Here is an 18,061-nt window from a genome sequence, read left to right on the forward strand (position 1 = left end):
GGGTGAAACCATGAGCGCCGATCGTCCGTGGGTGCGCCAGGCCTGTCCGGGGGTGGCTGCGCCGTTGAGCACCGGGGACGGTTTGCTGATGCGGGTGCGTCACCCGATCGGGGGGCTAGATGCGGAGCAGGCGCAGACCCTCGCGGAGGTGGCGCGCCGTTTTGGTTCCGGTGCCCTGGAGCTGACCAGCCGCGGCAATCTGCAGTTGCGCGGTCTGGAGACGGCGGATCTGGAGCCGGCACGTGTCGAGCTGGAGCGCGCGGGTCTGGCTGACCGCGATCCCGCGGTGGAGGCGGTGCGCAATGTCCTGGTGGCCCCGGTGACGGACATCGATCCGGAGGCGGCCATGGATGTACAGCCGGTCGCGCGGGACCTCGCGCGGGCGCTGGGGGAACACCCGCGTCTGCGGGCACTGCCGCCGAAGGTGGGGGTGCTGGTGGAGGCCGGTGGAGGTTTGCCGCTGGATGGCGTAGCGGCGGACCTGCGGCTGGAGGCCAGTGCGGCGCTGGGAGGGGTGTGGTTTCGGGTGGCCGTGGGCGCGTCCCGTCGCACGGCCACGGTGCTGGGCTGGACGCGCCCGGAGAAGGTCGTGGAGGTCGCCCTGGCGGTGCTCGAACGCTTCGTGGATTTGCGCGAAGGCGAGGTGGATCCGCCGGGGCGCGTGGCCGGTGCCGTGGCCCGGTTCGGCCCGAGCGTGCTGACCCCGCCAGGGCTGGAGCGCGTGCTCCCGGGCGGGGACTGGGTCGCGGCCCGGATGCCCGGATGCGCGGATACCGGGATGGGGGCGTGCCTGAACGGGCGCGCCTTCGGGATCGCGTTTCCCTTCGGGGCCCTGCGCGCGGAGGCCTTGCACGGGCTGGCCGAACATATCCGGGTGCGCGACGGACGCCTGCGGCTGACACCGTGGCGCAGCCTGCTCGTGACCGGGGCATCACCGGTGGAATCAGCCCGGGTCGCCGAGTGGGGCGGTGTGACCGATCCGGATGATTCGCGCCTGGCGGTGAGTGCCTGTATCGGGCAGGCGGGGTGCTCGGCGGGCAGTACCTCCACGCGGGCGGATGCCGAGAGGGCCGGGGTATCCGCCTGCAGGTTGCTTGCGGGCGGCGGTCATGTGCATGTCAGTGGCTGCGACAAGCACTGCGGGCGCCCCGCGAACGCGCAGGTGCTGCTCACGGCGCGGGAAGGTTGCTACGACCTGTCGCTGCAACGCGCGCCCGCGCAATGGGAGACCGTCCTGACGAGGCTGAGACCCGGGCAGGTCGAGCCGGCCCTCGCGGCCCTCGATACGGTTGCCCGTGAAGAGTGTGGCGCGAATGAGTCGAGGATCGAGGCCCTGCAACGGCTGGGGGGCACGGCACTGAGCCGGCGGATGAACGCAAAGATGAACAACGGAGATTCAGCATGACGCAGAGCGATACGGCCGGGGCCGTACCCGACTATATCCGCGACGGGGCGGCCATCTACCGGGAGTCCTTTGCGATTATCCGGTCCGAGGCGGATCTAGCCCGCTTTCCGGAGGACCTGGTGCCCGCGGTGGTGCGCATGATCCACGCCTGCGGCATGACTGATCTGCCGCGGGACGTCGGGTTTTCCGCCGGGGTGGCCCGGGCGGCCATTGATGCGCTGGCCGCCGGCGCGCCGATCCTGTGCGACAGCAACATGGTGGCGCACGGGGTCACGCGGGCCCGGCTTCCGGCGGACAACCCAGTGATCTGCAGCCTGCGGGAGGATGGGGTGGCGGCGGCCGCCGAGCGTCTGGGCACGACGCGTTCGGCCGCGGCGCTGGAATGTTGGCGACCGCATCTGGATGGCGCGGTCGTGGCCATTGGCAATGCACCCACGGCGCTGTTTCACCTGCTGGAGATGCTGCACCAGGACGCGCCACGTCCCGCGGCTGTACTGGGAATCCCGGTGGGGTTCGTCGGCGCGGTGGAGAGCAAAGAGGCACTGGCCAGCAGCCCGCTGAATCTCGATTACCTGACCATTTTCGGACGCCGGGGTGGCAGTGCCATGGCCGCGGCGGCCATCAACGCCTTTGCGAGTGACCGGATATGACGACATCCCCCAACCTGCAGGATTCCTCGGACGCCGGCTGTCTGTACGGCGTGGGCACCGGTCCCGGTGATCCCGAGCTGTTGACGCTGAAGGCCGTCCGTCTGATTGCGGAGAGCCCGGTGGTGGCCTACTTCTGTCGCCGGGGCGGCCGCGGCCAGGCGCGTGCCATTGTGGATGCCCACCTGGGTACCGGGCAGCGCGAAATGCCGCTGGAATATCCCGTGACCAACGAGATCCCGCACGGCTCCGACGAATATCGCAGCCGCATCGAGCAGTTTTTCGACACTGCCGCCGAGCAGCTGGCCGCCGAACTGGAGGCCGGGCGTTCGGTGGTGGTGCTGAACGAGGGGGACCCGTTCTTCTACGGCTCCTTCATGCACGTCTACCTGCGGCTGAAGGATCGTTTCCCCACCCGCATCGTGCCTGGCGTGACCTCGATGATGGCCTCTGCCGCGCAGTTGCCGACGCCGTTGACCATGCGCGATGACCTGCTGACGGTGATCCCGGGCACCATGCCGATCGACGATCTGCGCCAGGCCCTGCAGGGGACCGATGCCGCGGTCATCATGAAGGTCGGAACCCAGCGCGATGCGGTGGTTGGGGTCCTGCGGGAACTGGGACTGGACGCGCGCGCCTGGTACGTGGAACGCGCGAGCACGCCGGAGGAGCGGGTCCTGCCGTTGGCCGCGATCCCGGAGCAGGTGCCCTATTTCTCGATGATCGTGATTCCCGGGCGAGGGGTGCGGCGATGAGCGGGGATGGCGCTCGCCCGCGCGGTCGGCTGAGCGTGGTCGGGGTGGGGCCGGCCGGGCCGGAATGGCTTACGCCGCAGGTCGCTGCCCGTCTCGAAGCGGCGACCGACCTGGTGGGGTACGGACCGTACCTGGAACGCATTACGTGCGCGCATCACCGTGTTCACGCCTCGGACAACCGCGAGGAGCTGGCGCGTGCGACGCACGCCCTGGACATGGCCGCCGAGGGGCGGGACGTGGCCGTGGTTTCCGGTGGCGATCCCGGCGTATTCGCGATGGCGGCGGCCGTCTTCGAGGCCCTGGAAGGGGCACCGGCGGGGCGCTGGGAGGACGTCGAGGTGGACGTGGCCCCCGGGGTTTCGGCGATGCAGGCCGCCGCCGCGCGGCTGGGGGCGCCGCTGGGGAACGATTTCTGCGTGATCTCGCTGTCGGACAATCTCAAGCCCTGGTCGCTGATCCAGCGCCGGGTGCGGCTGGCGGCCGAGGCGGATTTCGCCATGGCCTTCTACAATCCGATCTCGCGCGCGCGACCCTGGCAGCTGGGCGAGGCACTGGGGATCGTGCGCGAGGTCCAGGGGCCGGACACCCTGGTGGTGCTGGCCACTGCGGTGGGACGTGGCGAACGCGAAGACGTGCAGATCTCCACCCTCGGCGAGGTGGACCCGGCGGCGGCGAATATGAGCACGCTGGTGATCGTCGGCGCCACATCCACCCGCGTGTTGGAACGCCCTTCGGGGCGGCGGCACGTCTACACCCCGCGTTATGTCGAGGCGGCGGAATGAGCCGGGACCCGCTCTAGCCGTGGGTGTCCGGGAGCGCCTCCAGCCAGTCGAGTACCGCCTGCGGGGCGTGGAACCGTGGCACTCCGGGGGCGTCCGGCGGGCGCTCCACCATCACCACCGGGATGCCCCGTTCGCGGGCCGCTTGCAGCTTGGCGGCGGTGGCATCGCCGCCGCTGTCCTTGGTCACCAGAACGTCGATCGCGTGTTCCCGCAGCAGGCGCGCCTCGTCCTCGGCCGTGAATGGGCCCCGGGCATGGATCCAGGTGACTCGTGGCAGCGCCGGGGGCGGTTCGGGCGGGTCGATGGTGCGGATGACATAGTCCAGCTCGGGCGCGGCCTCGAAGGCCTCAAGGTGCTGGCGGCCGGTGGTCAGCAGCACGCGCCGGCCGAGTGCCGGCAGCGTGCGGCCGGCGGCCGCGAGATCGGACACGCGGATCCATCTGTCATCCGCTCCGGCCTCCCACGACGGTCGGGTCAGGCGCGCCAGCGGGATGCCGGTCTGGCGCGCGGCCGCGACGGCGTTGGCCGAGATCTGCCGCGCGAAGGGGTGGGTTGCATCCACCAGGGCGTCGACCGCGTGTTCGTGCAGCCAGGCGGCAAGGCCCTCGGCACCGCCGAAACCGCCCGTGCGCCGTGGCAGCCGCGACGGGCCCGGTTTCCGGGTGCGCCCAGCCAGCGAGACGGTGGACTGCAGCCGCGGGTGGCCGTCCAGCAGCGGCTCCAGGGCCGCGGCCTCGGTGGTGCCGCCCAGCAGGAGGACATGCCGCGGGCGCGGTGGCCGGGCGTCGTTGGAAAGGGGTGAACGGGAGGTCATGGGGATGCCAAGTGTAGCGACGCAGCCGGGCGGGACGCCATGGTTGCACATCGTCGGGGTCGGTGCGGACGGTCTGTCCGGACTGGCGCCGGAGGCCCGTGCGGCCGTGGCGCAGGCGACCACGGTGATCGGGGGTGCACGGCATCTGGAGATGGTGCCGGAGCAGCCAGGGCAGGAACGTCTGGTGTGGCCCTCGCCGCTGGAGACCGCCCTCGACTGGATCGAGGCCCGGGCGGGGCAGCCGCTGTGCGTGCTCGCCAGTGGCGACCCGTTCTGGTTCGGGGTGGGCGCGACGTTGATGCGGCGTTTCCCGGTGGCGGCCACCCGGGTGTTTCCGGCGCCCTCGGCATTCAGCCTGGCCGCCGCGCGGATGGGCTGGCCGTTACAGGAGACCCGCTGCCTGTCGGTCCACGGGCGCCCGCTGGAAGCGCTGCGCCCTTGGCTGCACGACGGCGCGCGGCTGCTGATCCTGAGCCGCGACGGCGAGACCCCCGGCGAGCTGGCCCATTGGCTCAATGACCTGGGTTTCGGGGCCTCGGCCCTGACGGTCCTGGAGCAGTTGGGCGGGGCCCGGGAGCGCATTGGCGCGACCACGGCGGCGGACTGGGGCGCTCGCGAGGTGGATCCGCTGAACACGATCGCGCTGGAATGTCGCGCCTCCCCGGTGGCCCCGACGGCCCCGGTGATCGCGGCCAGCGCCGGCCGACCGGAGGCGCAGTTCGAACAGGACGGGCAGATCACCAAGCGCGAGGTCCGTGCGGTGACACTGGCTCTGCTGGCGCCCGGGCGCGGCGAGTGCCTGTGGGACATCGGCGCCGGCTCCGGTTCCATCGGCATCGAGTGGATGCTGGCGGATCCGGCCAACCACACCCTGGCCATCGAGCCGCGCGCGGAGCGGCTGGAACGCATCGCGCGCAATGCGCGCGCCCTGGGTGTTCCGGCCCTGCAATGCATCCCCGGGCGGGCGCCAGAGGCGCTGGACGGCCTGGCGCCTCCTGACGCGATCTTCATCGGCGGCGGCCTGACCACCCCGGGGCTGGTGGAGCACTGTGTGGAGAGCCTGCGCATGGGCGGGCGCCTGGTTGCCAACAGCGTGACGGTCGAGGGCGATGCCGTGCTGGCAGCGGCGCGCGAGCGCCATGGTGGTGAGCTGACGCGCATCAACGTGAGCCGTGCGGAACCGCTGGGTACGATGTCGGGCTGGAAACCGCTGCGGCCGGTGACCCTGTGGTCCCTGCGTCGGAGTTGAGTGAGGCAACGGACGGGGCGCCCGACCGGGTGGTGCCCGGCGTCGGCTTCGCCTCCGCCTGTACGGCCCGGGAGCTGGAGGGCCTGATCCGCGAGGTACTGGCCGAGGTTCGCGCCGTGCTGGATGCGGCGCGCGTCGAGCCGATCGCGATCCGGCATCTGGCGGCACCGGCGCACAAGAGCGACAGCCCCATGCTGGCGTCGGTGGCGCGGGAGCTGGAGCTGGAACTCGTATTTCCGTCTGCGTCTGCGCTGGTGGACTGCGACGAGGAAGTGCTTACGGAGTCGGCGCGGGCGCGTACAACCGCCGGGGTCGGGTCGGTGGCCGAGGCGGCGGCGCTGGCGGTGGCCGGCGAGGGCGCGCGTCTGCTGCTGCCGCGGCGTCTGTCCGCGCGGGCCAGTTGCGCGGTGGCCCGGGTCGATACCCATCACGTATTCAAGGAGTCATCATGACGGTTCATTTTGTCGGGGCGGGCCCGGGCGCGGCGGATCTGCTGACGCTGCGCGGGCGGGATCGTATCGCGGCCTGTCCGGTATGCCTGTACGCGGGTTCGCTGGTGCCGGAGGCGGTGCTGGAGCATGCTCCGGAAGGCGCGCACATCGTGAATACCGCGCCGCTGACGCTGGACGCGATCATGGACGAGATCCAGCGCGCCCACGCGGCGGGTCAGGACGTGGCGCGACTGCACTCCGGGGACCTGTCGGTGTACAGCGCGCTGGGCGAGCAGATCCGCCGTCTGGAGGCGGCCGGGATCGATTACACGATTACCCCGGGGGTCCCGGCATTCTCCGCTGCGGCCGCGACCCTGGGGCGCGAGCTGACCGTGCCGGAGGTGGCGCAGTCGGTGGTGCTGACGCGGACGCCGGGGCGGGCCTCGTCGATGCCGGAACGCGAACGGCTGGCGGCCTTCGCTGCGACCGGGGCAACCCTGGCGATCCACCTGTCCCTGCACAATATCGAGGCCGTGGTCGCGGACCTGCGTCCGCACTATGGCTGTGACTGTCCGGTGGCGATCGTCTTCCGTGCCAGCTGGCCGGACGAGACGGTGGTGCGGGGCTCGCTGGGCAATATCGTGGAGCGGGCAACGCAGCTGACCACGCGGCGCTCGGCGCTGATCCTGGTGGGGCCGGCGCTGGATCCGGGGGATTTCCGCGATAGTGCCCTGTACGACCCGGCGCATGTGCGGCGTTATCGCGGCATGGACAACGACTGATCGTCGGGTACCCAGTCAAGGGCCTGATTAGCACTGAAGCTCTGCAGAGGTCCCTTCCCCCAGCGCAACCCGCAGCCCTGCAGGAGCGCGCTTGTGCGCGAATGCGGCGCTTGCCGAAGCCCGCCGCCGTGTTCGCGGGCAAGGCCGTTTCGGCATATGAAGCGCGCGGTGGATTCGTGCTAATCAGGATCAGGAAAGGGGCCGCCGGAAACGGGGCGTGCCCTGCCCCGGAAAAGGGGCTCGGGGGACGCCCCGTTTCCGCGTGGTTCAGCGGCGGCGGTAATTGTCGTGGCAGGCGAGGCACTGGTGGCGCACGCTGTTCAGGGCCTTGGTGGCGCGCAGCTGGAAGGCCTCGTCCGCCAGGTCGTCGGCCGTCTCCACCTTCCGCTGCAGCCGTTCGGCGGCCTGGCGGTAGGACGCCTTGTACTCGGCGAAGTCTGGGTCCGCCCAGGCGGCGGGCAGGGCTCCTGGATCGCCGTCCCGCGCTGGTGTCTCGCGGTCGAACCAGGTTTCGATGTCGGCGGCCCGCCGTGCCAGCTCGTCGGCCAGATCGGGCAGACGCTCGGCGAACGGCGCGTCATAGCGCAGGATCTGCTCGATGCTGCGGTAGGTGGCCGAGGTGCCCCGCATGCTCTGCTGGCGGAAGCGCTGGAAGGCCTCGGTGGCGTCCACGCTGGCCGGGTCGTCCAGGGTTTCTTCGTAGCCTTCGCCCCAGGGGCCCGGCATCGGGACGGTGATCTCTTCGGCGCCCGTGGTCCCCGCCGATGCGAGCAGCAGGGCCAGCGGGAGGCCGGTCGTCAGCGACCGCCGGATGGATTTCGTTCGATTCATGGTGGCTCTCCCTGTTCGCGTCAGCCGTGGCGGGTCAGAAGCGGAACTGGTGCTGCAGGTGCAGTTCCCAGTCCGAGCGGTCGGCGTCGCGGTCCAGCCACATGAGCTGGGTCTTTTGCCGCTGGCCCCGGTGGTACCAGTTGAGCCCGGCGCCCCATTCGCGCTGCCAGCGCTCGTCGCCTTCCAGGTCGTCGCCGGCGTCGTGGCGCAGCACCGCGTGGCGCGCCGCCACCTCCAGCCCGTCCACCGGCAGCGACTGCGCGAGTTCGAGCTCGGCACCGAGGTCGTGATAGGACGACGCATGGTTCGGGGAGACGTCGCGGCGGAACGCGGCCAGCGAGAGCGAGGTGTGGCCGAACTTGATCACCGCGTCGGCGGTGGCGGTGACCCAGTCGGCCCGCTGGCGGTCCACCGTATCTTCCAGTCCGCGGCTCCAGTCGCGCAGGTGGTTGCGGTCCGCTGCCTGAAGGCCGGCGCCCAGCGCCACGGTGCGCTCCACGGCGCGGCCGAGGGTAGTGTTGTCGCGCGGGATCTCGCCGACCGGTGCCCAGGCCCCGCGGGCACTGAACAGGTGGCCGGAGGTGGCGGGGCGGTCGTCACGCTGGTCCAGACGGCCACGGCCGTCGAACACCCCGGCGGCCCAGGCCCAGGCTTCGCCGTCACCGCCCAGTAGGGTCACGCCGGTATCGCGCCCGGCGGGGACCTCGAACTGGTTGCCCGGCACGCTGAGTTCGGTAAACAGGCGGTTGGGTCCGCCGATGTCGCGCGGCAGTCCGAAGGGTACGGTGAACTGGCCGAGGCGCAGGCCCAGATTGTCGCGGAACGCGTACTGCATCCAGATGTCGCGCATCGAGAGTTCGCCGCTGCTGAAATCCGGCTGCAGGCGAAAGCGAAGATCTGGGTGGAACAGAGTCCCCTGGGTGTCCAGCCAAGCGCGGCGGAAGTCGAACTCGCTAGTGGAACCGTCCGGGGCACGGGCGTAGCTGTAGCGGCCCTGGATCAGCGGATCCAGTGTCACCTGCAGGCCGTCTTCCGCGTCGCCGAACTCGAAGTTGGCCTGAGCCGGAGCGATGCTCGCGGCCGTCATCAGATACAGGGTGGCCAGGACCGGGATGGCATGTCGCCCCGGTCGGAGATGGGTATCGTTCATTGTTGTGGTGCTCCCCTAAGGAAACACATGACCCATGTGCCCGTTCGCGCACATGGGTCATGTGTTTCCCTGGCGCGCGACCCCGCACGCCGTGGATGAAACGACGCCACAGGATGGGCTGGGAGCAGGGGAGGGCCGATCGATGAGCACGCCGGTCCTGGCCCGCCCGGCCGCCCACCGCGGCGTCGGTGTCCTCCAGGCCGGTCTCCGGACTCGCAGAGTGGATGCGCGCTGCATCCAGATGCGGATCGCCTTCCCGCGGGCATCCTGGGGATGCGCCGCAGTGGCATTGGATCCGCCCAACTCCGCCTACCGTTGCGGGGGCAGTGCCGGGCTTGCGAACGAGAGTTCGCGCACCGGCTTCCCGATTATCCCCGGCCAACACAGGCCGGGGCACCTGAAGTCAAGGCGGACCCTACGGTGCCTCCGTTTGAGGGTCAAGGGCGCGTTGAGGCGGGATGGCGGGGGTATCCTTTGATCTGGATCAACGGAACGCTCGTTTTTGATCGCGTCCGGTTTTCCGCGTCGATAGGGTGGGTTTCATGGGATCTGGACCGAGTCTATATCGGTCCGCCCTGATGTTCCCCTTCAAGGAGACCTGCCATGAAGACACTTTCCGGATTCCGCATCACGGCGATCGCCGCCTGTGCGGCGATCGCGTTCGGGGCCTCGGCGCCTGCGCTGGCCGATACGGACTATTCGCAGTACCGCGACGTGTTCGAGCCGCTGCCGGCGCTGCCGCCGATCCCGGCGGACAATTCGATGACGGAGGAGAAGATCGAACTGGGCAAGATGCTGTTCTTCGAACCGCGCATCTCCAGTTCGGGCGTGATCTCCTGCGCGACCTGCCACAACCCTGCGCTGGGCTGGGCGGACCGTATCCCGCGCGCGGTGGGGCATGATGGCCAGGTCGGCGAGCGCAACACCCCGACGGTGCTGAACTCCGGCTTCTTCACGGCGCAGTTCTGGGATGGCCGCGAGGACGACCTGGAAGGCCAGGCTCTGGGTCCGATCCAGGACGCGATCGAGATGGCGATGCCGCTGGAGGACGCAATCGAGCGTCTGGAAGAGTTCAACGAGTACCAGGAGAAGTTCCAGGCCGCCTATCCGGACTATGACGGTGACAACGTGATCAATGCCGATCACGTGGCCCATGCGCTGGCGACCTTCCAGCGCACGCTGAACACCCCGAACTCGCCGCTGGACCGCTGGCTGGTTGGGGACGAGGGCGCGATGAGCGAGCAGCAAATGCGCGGCATGAAGCTGTTCGCGGATAACGGCTGCGTCGCCTGCCACCGTGGCCCGGCACTCACCGACAGCCACTTCCATCGCATCCAGGTGCCGGGGTCGGAAGACGAGGGCCGTTACCTGGTGACCGGGGAGGAGAGTGATCGCTTTGCCTTCAAGACCCCGACCCTGCGCAACGTGGCCCTGACCTACCCCTACATGAACAACGGCGAGACCGCGACGCTGGACGAGGCGATCCGCATCATGGGGCAGGAGATGCTGGGCATGGAGTTTAGCGACGATGAAGTCGCGGACCTGGAGGCCTTCATGCACGCGCTGACCGGTGACATGCCGCAGTTCGAGATCCCGTCACTGCCGTAAGCGACCGGTTGCCACTGGCGATGACAAGCCCCCTCCGGGTCCGGAGGGGGCTTTTTTGTGCCGCCTATTCGACGGTGATGGTGATCCTGTCGGAGGTCACTGGCGGGTCGAAGCTGAGGTGGCGGTAGTCCATGAAGAGCAATTGCAGGGTGTGAGTACCCGGCTCCAGTTCGATCTCGCCTTCGGTCTGACCGCCTCCGAAGTGGCGCTTGTGGTCGGAGAAGGGGAGCGAGGCATCCAGGTCGACCTCGTCCAGCGGCTGGTTCACCAGCAGGTGGTGATGCCCGGTGTTGTCGGCCTCGACGCCGGCCGGGGCCACGCCCATGCCGCGCAGGCCCATCTGGATCCGCACGGGACTTTCGACGGTGTCGCCATCCTGCGGGCTGATGAAGTACACCTCGGCCCCTTCGGGCGCTGGAACGCGGTCCGTGCTGGCCGCACTGCTTGCGGCCAGGGCGAATCCTCCAGTGACCAGAGCGATGGTCGCGAGGCGGGTGAGCGAAACGGATTTCATCACGACTCCTTCGGGCGATAGGGCCCGTGTGTTGGCCTGTCTCGAGTATAGCCGGCGGAAACCGGGCTGCCGGGTTATCGCCCTGTAGCGTTCTGCTACCCTAGGCGCCTTTGCTCACTACCCGTAATCGAGTGTCCCGCGCATGAGTTTCCGTACCCGTTTTGCCCCCAGTCCCACCGGTTATCTGCACATTGGTGGTGCCCGCACCGCATTGTTCTCCTGGTTGTACACCCGTCATCACGGCGGCGACTTCGTGCTCCGCATCGAGGACACCGATCTCGAGCGCAGCACTGCGGAGTCGGTGAACGCGATCCTGGAAGGCATGAACTGGCTGGGTCTGACTTACGATCAGGGCCCGTTCTATCAGACCGAGCGCTTCGACCGGTACCGGGAAGTGATCGATCAGCTGATGGCCGCCGGGCATGCCTACCGCTGCTACTGCTCGAAGGAAGAGCTGGACGCGATGCGCGAGGAGCAAAAGGCGCGCAAGGAGAAGCCGCGCTACGACGGTCGCTGCCGCGCCCGTACCGAGCCGCGCGAGGGCGTGGAGCCAGTCATTCGCTTTCGTACGCCGGACGAGGGCGTGACGGTCGTTGACGACATGGTGCGCGGGAAGGTCGCGTTCCAGAATCACGAGCTGGATGACCTCATCATCGCCCGCTCGGATGGCTCGCCGACCTACAACCTGACGGTGGTGGTCGACGACATGGACATGGGCATCACCCACGTGGTGCGCGGCGACGATCACCTGAACAACACGCCGCGCCAGATCAACATCCTCAAGGCGCTGGGCGTGGAGCCGCCGCGCTATGGCCACCTGCCGATGATCATGGGCCCGGATGGTGCCAAGTTGTCCAAACGCCACGGCGCGGTGTCGGTCATGCAGTACCGCGACGAGGGCTACCTGCCGGAGGCACTGCTCAACTATCTGGTGCGCCTGGGCTGGGCGCATGGCGACCAGGAGATCTTCGGACTGGACGAACTGGTTCGGCTGTTCGACATCAAGGACGTGAACCAGTCCGCCTCCGCCATCAACCCGGACAAGCTCCTGTGGCTGAACCAGCATTACATCAAGACGCTGGACCCGGACCACGTCGCGCTGGAACTGGGCTGGCACCTGGGGCAGCTGGGGATCGATCCCTCCGAAGGGCCGGAACTGCGCGACGTGGTCATCGCGCAGCGCGAACGGGCGCGTACCCTGCGCGAGATGGCCGAGAACAGCGTGTATTTCTATCGCGAGTTCGAGGACTACGACGAGAAGGCGGCGCGCAAGCAGCTGACCGCCGAGGCGCAGCCCGTGCTGCAAACCCTGCACGATGGCTTCAGCGCTCTCGGGGCGTGGGAGAAGGAGGCGCTGCACGAGGTGGTGGTGCACACCGGCGAGCGTCTGGAGCTCAAGCTCGGCAAGGTGGCGCAGCCCTTGCGTGTGGCCCTTACCGGCGGCACGGTGTCCCCGCCCATCGATGACACGTTGGTGCTCATTGGTCGCGAGCGCGTTCTGGCCCGTATCGACCGTGCGTTGCAGAAAATTTCCGCCGCAGCGGGTTGACACATTTGGGGGTGCTGGCTACAGTACGCGCTCGCCTGACACGGGGCCATAGCTCAGCTGGGAGAGCGCCTGCATGGCATGCAGGAGGTCGGCGGTTCGATCCCGCCTGGCTCCACCACTCAGGGGTACTGCGAGTTCATTAATGCATCGTTTTGGAGTCATATCGCTCTACGTTGGATTGGTGCTGGCAGTGATCGGATTGATCGGCGGATTCGGGCTGATGCTCACCGGGGAACAGACCTGGTCGAAGCCCCTCATCGCGCTGGTGCCGGTCGGGTTTTTGCTGGTGTTCAACGGTCTGGTGACGACGCTTCTGCATCGCGCACCAGGTAGCGAGGAAGACCGGCCCAAGGGCCCACCCGAGTAAGACGGAAGTAAGAAGAAGACGTTGCCTCTACGTCCCCATCGTCTAGAGGCCTAGGACACCGCCCTTTCACGGCGGCGACCGGGGTTCGAATCCCCGTGGGGACGCCATATCCCGAAAAGGCCCGAACCGCAAGGTTCGGGCCTTTTCTTTTGTGGTGTTGGGATCACACCGGTAGCGCCTTGGCCGCCGGGCGCTTGTCCCGGCGGCTGATGTCAGGCGAGGCGGGGATCGCGCTGGCGGGGTTCGTCGGGGTGCGGGCGCGGGATGATGCAGTGGTTAATACGCGAGAGTTCGCGTTCGGCCCAGGATTGCACCTGGGGGTCGCTGGCGAATCGGGCGTAATCGAGCAGGGCCTGGCGTTCGATGTTGGGGTTGCCCTGTTCGTGGGCGATGCGGCGCGCGCTTTCCAGTTCCTGCCAGCCGTTGTCGTCTTTCCCGTCGCTGTTGGCGAGCAGGGCGACGGCGCGCAACCGGCGGATGGCCGGTTCGAAGGCGAGGTCGCCGCGCTTGCGACAGCCTGCAAGCGCCTCGTCGGCCATCGCCAGGCGCTGTTCGGGCGCGATGTCGCTGGCTTCCAGGGCGTCCAGCAGGATGAGCTGGAAGATGGTGTTGACGCCATCCATGATGTGGCGCATCGCCTCGACCTGCTGTTCGATGGCCTGGTAGGCATCGGCTTGGCCCTGCCGGGCCAGGGCCCAACTCTCGAGGGTGATGCCGGCGGCGCGCCACAGTGGGTAGTCGTACTCGCGGGCGATGGAGAGCGCGTGGCGCGCTGCGGGCAGCGCGGATTCCGGATCGCTGGAGTAGAAACCGAGTACCGAGCGGAAGGCATGCACGAAGGCCTCGGTGGGCCGATGGCCGAGCTGGTCTGCCTGTTTGCACGCGGCATCCATTTCGGTCCAGGCGCGCGCGTGATTTCCCAGATGGAGCAACGTCCAGGCCATGAAGCCCCGGGCGCTGATGGCCGGGTTTTCAGTATGGCGCGCCACCAGGGTTGCGTGGTCGGCGTCGCGATAGAGCTTGACCGCCCGCGTCTGGTGTTCCAGCGCCTCGCCGAAGCGGCCGGTCCAGAAGTGGGTGTTGCCCTGGACATAATGGGCCGCGATCCGCAGCAGGCGGTCGCCGGAGCGCTCGGCCAGTTGCTCCATCTCCGCGGCGAGGCGATGGGCCTCCTGGAATCCATGCCAGGAGCCGGCGCCGTGCCACAGGCCCCAGAGGACGCGGAAGTACTGCACCGGGTCCTGTTCCGGGGCGGTCAGGCGCATGGCGCGTTCGAAGATGTCGTTGACCGTGCGCGAACCGTAGCCCAGCAGGGCCAGGTTGGAGGCCCCCAGGCCGCCCAGGGCGCGCAGGGTGTCATGTTCGTGGGTCGCCGGATCGCCGCTCGCGTGGGCCTCTGGGTGGCGCTCCAGGCAGTCCAGCGCGTCCTCGAAGTAGTGCGAGGCCTCGGGCAGGATGCCGCGGGCGAAGGCGGCTTCGCCGGCCTGCAGCCAGGCGTTTACGGCTTCCGGATAGCGACCGGCGTGGTAAAGGTGGTTGGCGATGCGGCCCCAGTCGGCGGTCTGCATCCCATGCTCGCCGTCTTCCTGCATCAAGTCGGCCAGCTGGCCGTGCAGACGGGTGCGGTCGCTCAGCAGCATCGATTCGTAGGCTGCCTGGCGGAACAGGACGTGGCGGAAGCGATAGCGCACACCATCCACCATGCCGGCGGGTTCGATGAAACCCTTCCCGGTCAGGCGCGTCAGCTGGCGGCGGATGGTATCGGCGGGCTGGCCGCGCAGGCGGCTGAGGATTCGGGTATCGAAGTCGCGCCCGATGACTGCGGCGGAATGGGCCAGTTCGCGGGCACTGCCGAGCTGTTCCAGACGCGCGACCAGAAGATTGGAGAGCCCTGGCGGCAGGGTGTCCGGCAGCTGGCCGGTGCGGGCGGCCTCGAGGGCGTAACGCGTCAGTTCCTCGAGAAACAGGGGGACGCCTTCGCCGCGTTCGATCAGCTGCTCGCGCAGACCGCTCGCCAAGCGTCCGTTGGGGTCCAGGCGGTCCACCAGATCGTGCGCGGCGGCCGCGTCCAGGCCAAGCAGGCGGACGTGCTCAAGGGAAAGGTCGCGCCACGACGAGCGGAAGCTCATGCGCGCCGTCAGGATGGCCATGATCGGTCGGTGATGCAGGCGCTGGTACAGCCGCCGCAGGAACTCCGATGTACCCGAGTCCATCCAGTGCAGGTCGTCGCAGATGAGCAGTGTCGGACCATGGGCCGCCCGTCGGTGGACCAGTTCGACCAGGGTGTCGATAATGCGGTCGCGGTCCAGCCCCTCGTGGGCAAGGCTCTCGGGGCCGTCGGCTTCCGGGTGGGTCAGCCAATGGGCGAGGCGTGGTGCGAGTTCGGGGGGTGTGCCCACGGTCTTGAGGGCGCCTTCGAGGCGGCGCTGGCGGGCCTCGCGCAGGCTATCGTGTCCCATCCAGGTGGCGAAGGCCTGGCGTACGGGCGCCAGGAGCTGCCGGGTGCGATCCTCGCGGCACTTGAGCAGGTAGCGTGAGCGAGCCTGCCCGCGGACTTGCTGGTCGAGACCCCGGGCAAGCCGGCTCTTGCCCAGCCCGGCCTCACCCTGGACCAGCACGAAGCGGACCTCGCCGCTCTCCAGGACCTGGTCCCAGTGTCCCCGAAGCTGTTGCAGTTCCTGACCCCGCCCGGTCAGGGGCGTCAGGTCGCGCAGGCTCTGTGCATCCACCCGGTCCAGCGGGCCGGGGTCGCCGGTGACGAGGTAGGCACCGGTGGCGTCCTCTGCCTCGCGGAAGCTGAAGTACCCCGAGACACGGGCGTAGGTCGGTGCGCTGACGCGCAGGGTCCCGGGATCGGCGTGCTGCGCGCAGTCGTGGACGCGGGCGGTGAGCTGGCCGGTCGGATCGGGCAGGTCAGGGTCGGCACCGGTGACGATCAGGTCGGTATCCACGGCCAGACGCAGCTGACAGTCGGCGGGGGCGGTCTCCAGCGCTTGCCAGGCGGCGTGCACGGCGTCGACGGTGGCCTCTTCGCGACCGGCCGGGTAGCCGAAATAAGCCAGCAGGCCGTGTCCGGGGGAGGGCACCACATGGCCATGATGCCTCAGCAGGACGAAGTCGACGTGTTCCAGGGCGCGGTTCACCTGCTGCTGCTGGATCTCGATGTCGGCTTCCGCGTCGGGCTGGACATGGCAGGCCACGACGGTGACCCGCCGACGTTCGGGGCGCAGGATGGCCGGTTCGGCCTCCTCGGTGTTGACGTGCTGGCTGCTGGCCTCGGCGCGTTCGGCGCCGAGGATTTCCTCGCGCGTGCGCGCCAGGAGTTCGCCGGGCGCCTTGCCGGCCTCGGCCTCGAGATGGGCATAGTGATCGAGCGCGCGCTTCGGATGACCACTGGCTGCAAGGGCCTTCATCAAGAGGTGGTGCAGGGTCTCGTCGTGTGGCTCCATCGCCAGCAGACGGTGCAGCTCGGCGAGCAGCGGCTCGCCCTCGTTGGGCTTGGCCAGTGCGACGAGGTTGTGGGTGATGAAGACGAGCAGATTTTGCCAGTGATGGTCGCGCTGGGCCTGGGCCCAGGCGGACAGTTCCGGGAGGTCCTGCAGGGCGCGCAGGCCCTCGAGGAAGTGCCCGCGGTAGTCGCAGACGATCGCCAGGTTCGGATGTGCGGCGGTGGCTGCGCGGCTTTCGGCGGTGCGTCGCTCGGCGCGGGTACGCTCGGCAGGTGGGGCGGTCGTCTCGCGGCCCTCGACGGTGCGGCGTTCGGCGCGGGCGCGATGCAGGGTGAGGAAGTCGATGCACGATCCCGGTTGTGGCTGGAAACGCACATAGCGGGGCGTAGTGTCGAGCAGGGGCGGGTCCCCGGCGGGGAGCTGGCGCCGCAGCTGAAACAGCCCCTGACGCAGGTTGACCCGGGCACTGTCGGCGTCCAGATCCGGCCAGAACAGGCGGGCCAGTTCCTCGCGCGGGATGCGCCGGGGGCTCTCGGCGGCCACATAGGTCAGGAGCAGGCCGAGCTTGGTCCCGGAAAGTGCGGGTATGTCACGGTCCTCCACGCGTACACCAACGGTCCCGAAGGTCGTGATTTCCATATGCGCCAAAGAGGCCTCCCCTCGTCTTCTTCGGCAGTCTTTCGCTGCCATTCGTGACCCGGTCAAATGACCCGGTGACCGTGCCTACGGCGCGGTCCCGGGGCCGACCGAATGTCCGCCCGACTCGATTGTAACGGCATTCCGCGGTCGGGGTTAGTCGATGCGTATGGTCGCGTAGCCCTGATGCTCGTAACCCATAATCGACAGGAAAGTATTGCCGACCATGTGGATGCCGGGCAATAGGTCGTCTGGTTCGAGCTCGAAGCGCCGCGTGGCGATGTTGCAGGCCTCCATGTGAATGCCATCCAGTTCCAGCAAGCCCTCCAGGCGCTCATGGATATGGCGCACCGCGGAGACGTCCTCGAGATCCAGGTGATCGGTGGAGCGGGCGATCAGGCCGGCCGCTCCACCACGGAAGGCGAAGACCATTTCCGGCTCCAGGCCCTGGCGCTGCATGTCGTCATAGGTCTCGCGGATCACGCTGAGGCGGGCAATCAGGCGTTCCGGTTCGGCAATGGTGATGTCCCAGAGGATGCGTCCCGTGTCCATGCCGGCGATGGCGCGCTGGTCGCCGGGCTTGTCAGCGAGTGCCAGGCCGGGGATCAGCAGGGTGCACACCAGGAAGGAGGCGAGAAGGCGTTGCATGGCGTTCGTCCCTTTTGCGAATGTCCTGTCTCAAGGGTAGCAGGCCAGGGAAACACTGCATGAATGACATGCATCGGTGTTTTCCCCGATTCTGCGATGCAGGGTTCCGGGTACGAACGTCAGGGGAGTGATGGAAGGCCGGATCGGGAAAGCGGTCCGGCCTTTACATGCCGCTCAGTGGCCGTGGTGGCCCTTGTGCAGGTATTCCACGCCGTCGAGGCTCTGGATCTCGATTTCTCGGACCGGGGTAAAGCGCGAGGCGCCCGGGCCCGTGATTTCCTCGGTGACACGGATGCGGAAGGGGGCCACGCAGTTCAGCAACTGGCCAACAAAGCGCTTGCCGTCGTGGGTCACACGCACGGGAGTGGTCTCGTCGTAGCGGCTGAAGTTGTAGCTGACATTCTTCGGGTAGTACAGATTCTGTTCGGAAAAGGTCATGGTTGG

At 68.5% G+C, this 18,061-nt stretch carries 17 protein-coding genes, 2 tRNA genes and 1 riboswitch; of the genes, 12 read left to right on the plus strand and 7 right to left on the minus strand.

Annotated features, from left to right (window positions below):
* Positions 1 to 10 precede the first annotated feature (10 nt).
* The 4 genes from cobG to cobJ are packed head-to-tail and all read left to right on the plus strand — an operon-like array spanning position 11 to position 3,589.
* Positions 11 to 1,405 carry a precorrin-3B synthase gene (cobG, locus tag B0684_RS05920; RefSeq protein ID WP_018169478.1) on the plus strand — a complete coding sequence of 465 codons (1,395 nt, stop codon included), beginning with the start codon at positions 11 to 13 and terminating at the stop codon, positions 1,403 to 1,405.
* Positions 1,402 to 2,055: a precorrin-8X methylmutase gene (locus tag B0684_RS05925; RefSeq protein ID WP_018169479.1), complete on the plus strand. Its 654-nt coding sequence runs from the start codon at positions 1,402 to 1,404 to the stop codon at positions 2,053 to 2,055. Before cobG ends, B0684_RS05925 begins: the two co-directional genes overlap by 4 nt.
* Entirely contained in the window at positions 2,052 to 2,807 is a 756-nt protein-coding gene (locus B0684_RS05930; protein WP_018169480.1) for a precorrin-2 C(20)-methyltransferase, read from the plus strand. The genes B0684_RS05925 and B0684_RS05930 overlap by 4 nt, the downstream gene beginning before the upstream one ends.
* The gene (gene cobJ, locus B0684_RS05935) at positions 2,804 to 3,589 is read left to right on the plus strand and encodes a precorrin-3B C(17)-methyltransferase (RefSeq protein ID WP_018169481.1); all 786 of its coding nucleotides are present in this window, start codon (positions 2,804 to 2,806) and stop codon (positions 3,587 to 3,589) included. The genes B0684_RS05930 and cobJ overlap by 4 nt, the downstream gene beginning before the upstream one ends.
* Positions 3,590 to 3,602: 13 nt before the next feature.
* Here cobJ and B0684_RS05940 read toward each other — a convergent pair whose 3' ends face one another.
* Entirely contained in the window at positions 3,603 to 4,403 is an 801-nt protein-coding gene (locus tag B0684_RS05940; RefSeq protein ID WP_018169482.1) for a cobalt-precorrin-6A reductase, read from the minus strand.
* Positions 4,404 to 4,407: 4 nt separating this feature from the next.
* Here B0684_RS05940 and B0684_RS05945 point away from each other — a divergent pair, with 4 nt between their 5' ends.
* The 3 genes from B0684_RS05945 to cobM are packed head-to-tail and all read left to right on the plus strand — an operon-like array spanning position 4,408 to position 6,865.
* Positions 4,408 to 5,652 (plus strand): bifunctional cobalt-precorrin-7 (C(5))-methyltransferase/cobalt-precorrin-6B (C(15))-methyltransferase, encoded by a 1,245-nt coding sequence (locus B0684_RS05945; protein WP_026305950.1) that lies wholly within the window; start codon positions 4,408 to 4,410, stop codon positions 5,650 to 5,652.
* A gap of 29 nt (positions 5,653 to 5,681) precedes the next feature.
* Entirely contained in the window at positions 5,682 to 6,104 is a 423-nt protein-coding gene (locus B0684_RS05950) for a cobalamin biosynthesis protein (protein WP_018169484.1), read from the plus strand.
* Positions 6,101 to 6,865: a precorrin-4 C(11)-methyltransferase gene (cobM, locus tag B0684_RS05955; protein ID WP_018169485.1), complete on the plus strand. Its 765-nt coding sequence runs from the start codon at positions 6,101 to 6,103 to the stop codon at positions 6,863 to 6,865. The genes B0684_RS05950 and cobM overlap by 4 nt, the downstream gene beginning before the upstream one ends.
* 267 nt (positions 6,866 to 7,132) lie before the next feature.
* Here cobM and B0684_RS05960 read toward each other — a convergent pair whose 3' ends face one another.
* Together B0684_RS05960 and B0684_RS05965 are read right to left on the minus strand one after the other, a co-directional pair.
* The gene (locus tag B0684_RS05960; RefSeq protein ID WP_018169486.1) at positions 7,133 to 7,696 is read right to left on the minus strand and encodes a cytochrome c; all 564 of its coding nucleotides are present in this window, start codon (positions 7,694 to 7,696) and stop codon (positions 7,133 to 7,135) included.
* A 34-nt stretch (positions 7,697 to 7,730) separates the two neighbouring features.
* The gene (locus B0684_RS05965; protein ID WP_018650333.1) at positions 7,731 to 8,846 is read right to left on the minus strand and encodes a porin; all 1,116 of its coding nucleotides are present in this window, start codon (positions 8,844 to 8,846) and stop codon (positions 7,731 to 7,733) included.
* Positions 8,847 to 9,027: 181 nt separating this feature from the next.
* Positions 9,028 to 9,262, minus strand: a riboswitch (cobalamin riboswitch).
* Positions 9,263 to 9,449: 187 nt separating this feature from the next.
* Here B0684_RS05965 and B0684_RS05970 point away from each other — a divergent pair.
* Positions 9,450 to 10,454, plus strand: coding sequence for a cytochrome-c peroxidase (locus B0684_RS05970; protein ID WP_018169489.1), 1,005 nt, complete (start codon positions 9,450 to 9,452; stop codon positions 10,452 to 10,454).
* A gap of 64 nt (positions 10,455 to 10,518) precedes the next feature.
* On the opposite strand, the gene B0684_RS05975 is transcribed toward B0684_RS05970, so the two are convergent.
* Positions 10,519 to 10,968 carry a DUF4399 domain-containing protein gene (locus B0684_RS05975; RefSeq protein WP_018169490.1) on the minus strand — a complete coding sequence of 150 codons (450 nt, stop codon included), beginning with the start codon at positions 10,966 to 10,968 and terminating at the stop codon, positions 10,519 to 10,521.
* A gap of 142 nt (positions 10,969 to 11,110) precedes the next feature.
* On the opposite strand from B0684_RS05975, the gene gltX reads away from it, so the two are divergent.
* The 4 genes from gltX to B0684_RS05995 all read left to right on the plus strand — a co-directional run bounded on the left by gltX (position 11,111) and on the right by B0684_RS05995 (position 12,991).
* On the plus strand, positions 11,111 to 12,517 hold the full coding sequence (gltX, locus tag B0684_RS05980; RefSeq protein ID WP_018169491.1) for a glutamate--tRNA ligase: 1,407 nt from the start codon (positions 11,111 to 11,113) through the stop codon (positions 12,515 to 12,517).
* 42 nt (positions 12,518 to 12,559) lie between these two features.
* Positions 12,560 to 12,635, plus strand: a tRNA-Ala gene (locus tag B0684_RS05985).
* Positions 12,636 to 12,659: 24 nt separating this feature from the next.
* Positions 12,660 to 12,884, plus strand: a complete 225-nt coding sequence (locus B0684_RS05990; RefSeq protein WP_019568239.1) for a hypothetical protein — start codon at positions 12,660 to 12,662, stop codon at positions 12,882 to 12,884.
* A 31-nt stretch (positions 12,885 to 12,915) separates the two neighbouring features.
* A tRNA-Glu gene (locus tag B0684_RS05995) sits at positions 12,916 to 12,991 on the plus strand.
* Positions 12,992 to 13,096: 105 nt separating this feature from the next.
* On the opposite strand, the gene B0684_RS06000 is transcribed toward B0684_RS05995, so the two are convergent.
* The 3 genes from B0684_RS06000 to B0684_RS06010 all read right to left on the minus strand — a co-directional run bounded on the left by B0684_RS06000 (position 13,097) and on the right by B0684_RS06010 (position 18,055).
* Positions 13,097 to 16,972, minus strand: coding sequence for an AAA family ATPase (locus tag B0684_RS06000; RefSeq protein WP_018650332.1), 3,876 nt, complete (start codon positions 16,970 to 16,972; stop codon positions 13,097 to 13,099).
* Between the two features lie 153 nt (positions 16,973 to 17,125).
* Positions 17,126 to 17,617, minus strand: coding sequence for a DsrE family protein (locus tag B0684_RS06005; RefSeq protein ID WP_018169493.1), 492 nt, complete (start codon positions 17,615 to 17,617; stop codon positions 17,126 to 17,128).
* Positions 17,618 to 17,791: 174 nt separating this feature from the next.
* On the minus strand, positions 17,792 to 18,055 hold the full coding sequence (locus tag B0684_RS06010) for a hypothetical protein (protein ID WP_018145998.1): 264 nt from the start codon (positions 18,053 to 18,055) through the stop codon (positions 17,792 to 17,794).
* Positions 18,056 to 18,061 lie beyond the last annotated feature (6 nt).

It is taken from the genome of Thioalkalivibrio versutus, from assembly GCF_001999325.1.
GTDB classification, from domain to species: domain Bacteria; phylum Pseudomonadota; class Gammaproteobacteria; order Ectothiorhodospirales; family Ectothiorhodospiraceae; genus Thioalkalivibrio; species Thioalkalivibrio versutus.

What these genes read in the sequence shown, in the direction of transcription:
- cobG (WP_018169478.1), top strand. Translation starts at nt 11, where the DNA reads ATGAGCGCCGATCGTCCGTGGGTGCGCCAGGCCTGTCCGGGGGTGGCT.
- B0684_RS05925 (WP_018169479.1), top strand. Translation starts at nt 1,402, where the DNA reads ATGACGCAGAGCGATACGGCCGGGGCCGTACCCGACTATATCCGCGAC.
- B0684_RS05930 (WP_018169480.1), top strand. Translation starts at nt 2,052, where the DNA reads ATGACGACATCCCCCAACCTGCAGGATTCCTCGGACGCCGGCTGTCTG.
- cobJ (WP_018169481.1), top strand. Translation starts at nt 2,804, where the DNA reads ATGAGCGGGGATGGCGCTCGCCCGCGCGGTCGGCTGAGCGTGGTCGGG.
- B0684_RS05940 (WP_018169482.1), bottom strand. Translation starts at nt 4,403, where the DNA reads ATGACCTCCCGTTCACCCCTTTCCAACGACGCCCGGCCACCGCGCCCG.
- B0684_RS05945 (WP_026305950.1), top strand. Translation starts at nt 4,408, where the DNA reads ATGCCAAGTGTAGCGACGCAGCCGGGCGGGACGCCATGGTTGCACATC.
- cobM (WP_018169485.1), top strand. Translation starts at nt 6,101, where the DNA reads ATGACGGTTCATTTTGTCGGGGCGGGCCCGGGCGCGGCGGATCTGCTG.
- B0684_RS05960 (WP_018169486.1), bottom strand. Translation starts at nt 7,696, where the DNA reads ATGAATCGAACGAAATCCATCCGGCGGTCGCTGACGACCGGCCTCCCG.
- B0684_RS05965 (WP_018650333.1), bottom strand. Translation starts at nt 8,846, where the DNA reads ATGAACGATACCCATCTCCGACCGGGGCGACATGCCATCCCGGTCCTG.
- B0684_RS05970 (WP_018169489.1), top strand. Translation starts at nt 9,450, where the DNA reads ATGAAGACACTTTCCGGATTCCGCATCACGGCGATCGCCGCCTGTGCG.
- B0684_RS05975 (WP_018169490.1), bottom strand. Translation starts at nt 10,968, where the DNA reads ATGAAATCCGTTTCGCTCACCCGCCTCGCGACCATCGCTCTGGTCACT.
- gltX (WP_018169491.1), top strand. Translation starts at nt 11,111, where the DNA reads ATGAGTTTCCGTACCCGTTTTGCCCCCAGTCCCACCGGTTATCTGCAC.
- B0684_RS05990 (WP_019568239.1), top strand. Translation starts at nt 12,660, where the DNA reads ATGCATCGTTTTGGAGTCATATCGCTCTACGTTGGATTGGTGCTGGCA.
- B0684_RS06000 (WP_018650332.1), bottom strand. Translation starts at nt 16,972, where the DNA reads ATGGAAATCACGACCTTCGGGACCGTTGGTGTACGCGTGGAGGACCGT.
- B0684_RS06005 (WP_018169493.1), bottom strand. Translation starts at nt 17,617, where the DNA reads ATGCAACGCCTTCTCGCCTCCTTCCTGGTGTGCACCCTGCTGATCCCC.
- B0684_RS06010 (WP_018145998.1), bottom strand. Translation starts at nt 18,055, where the DNA reads ATGACCTTTTCCGAACAGAATCTGTACTACCCGAAGAATGTCAGCTAC.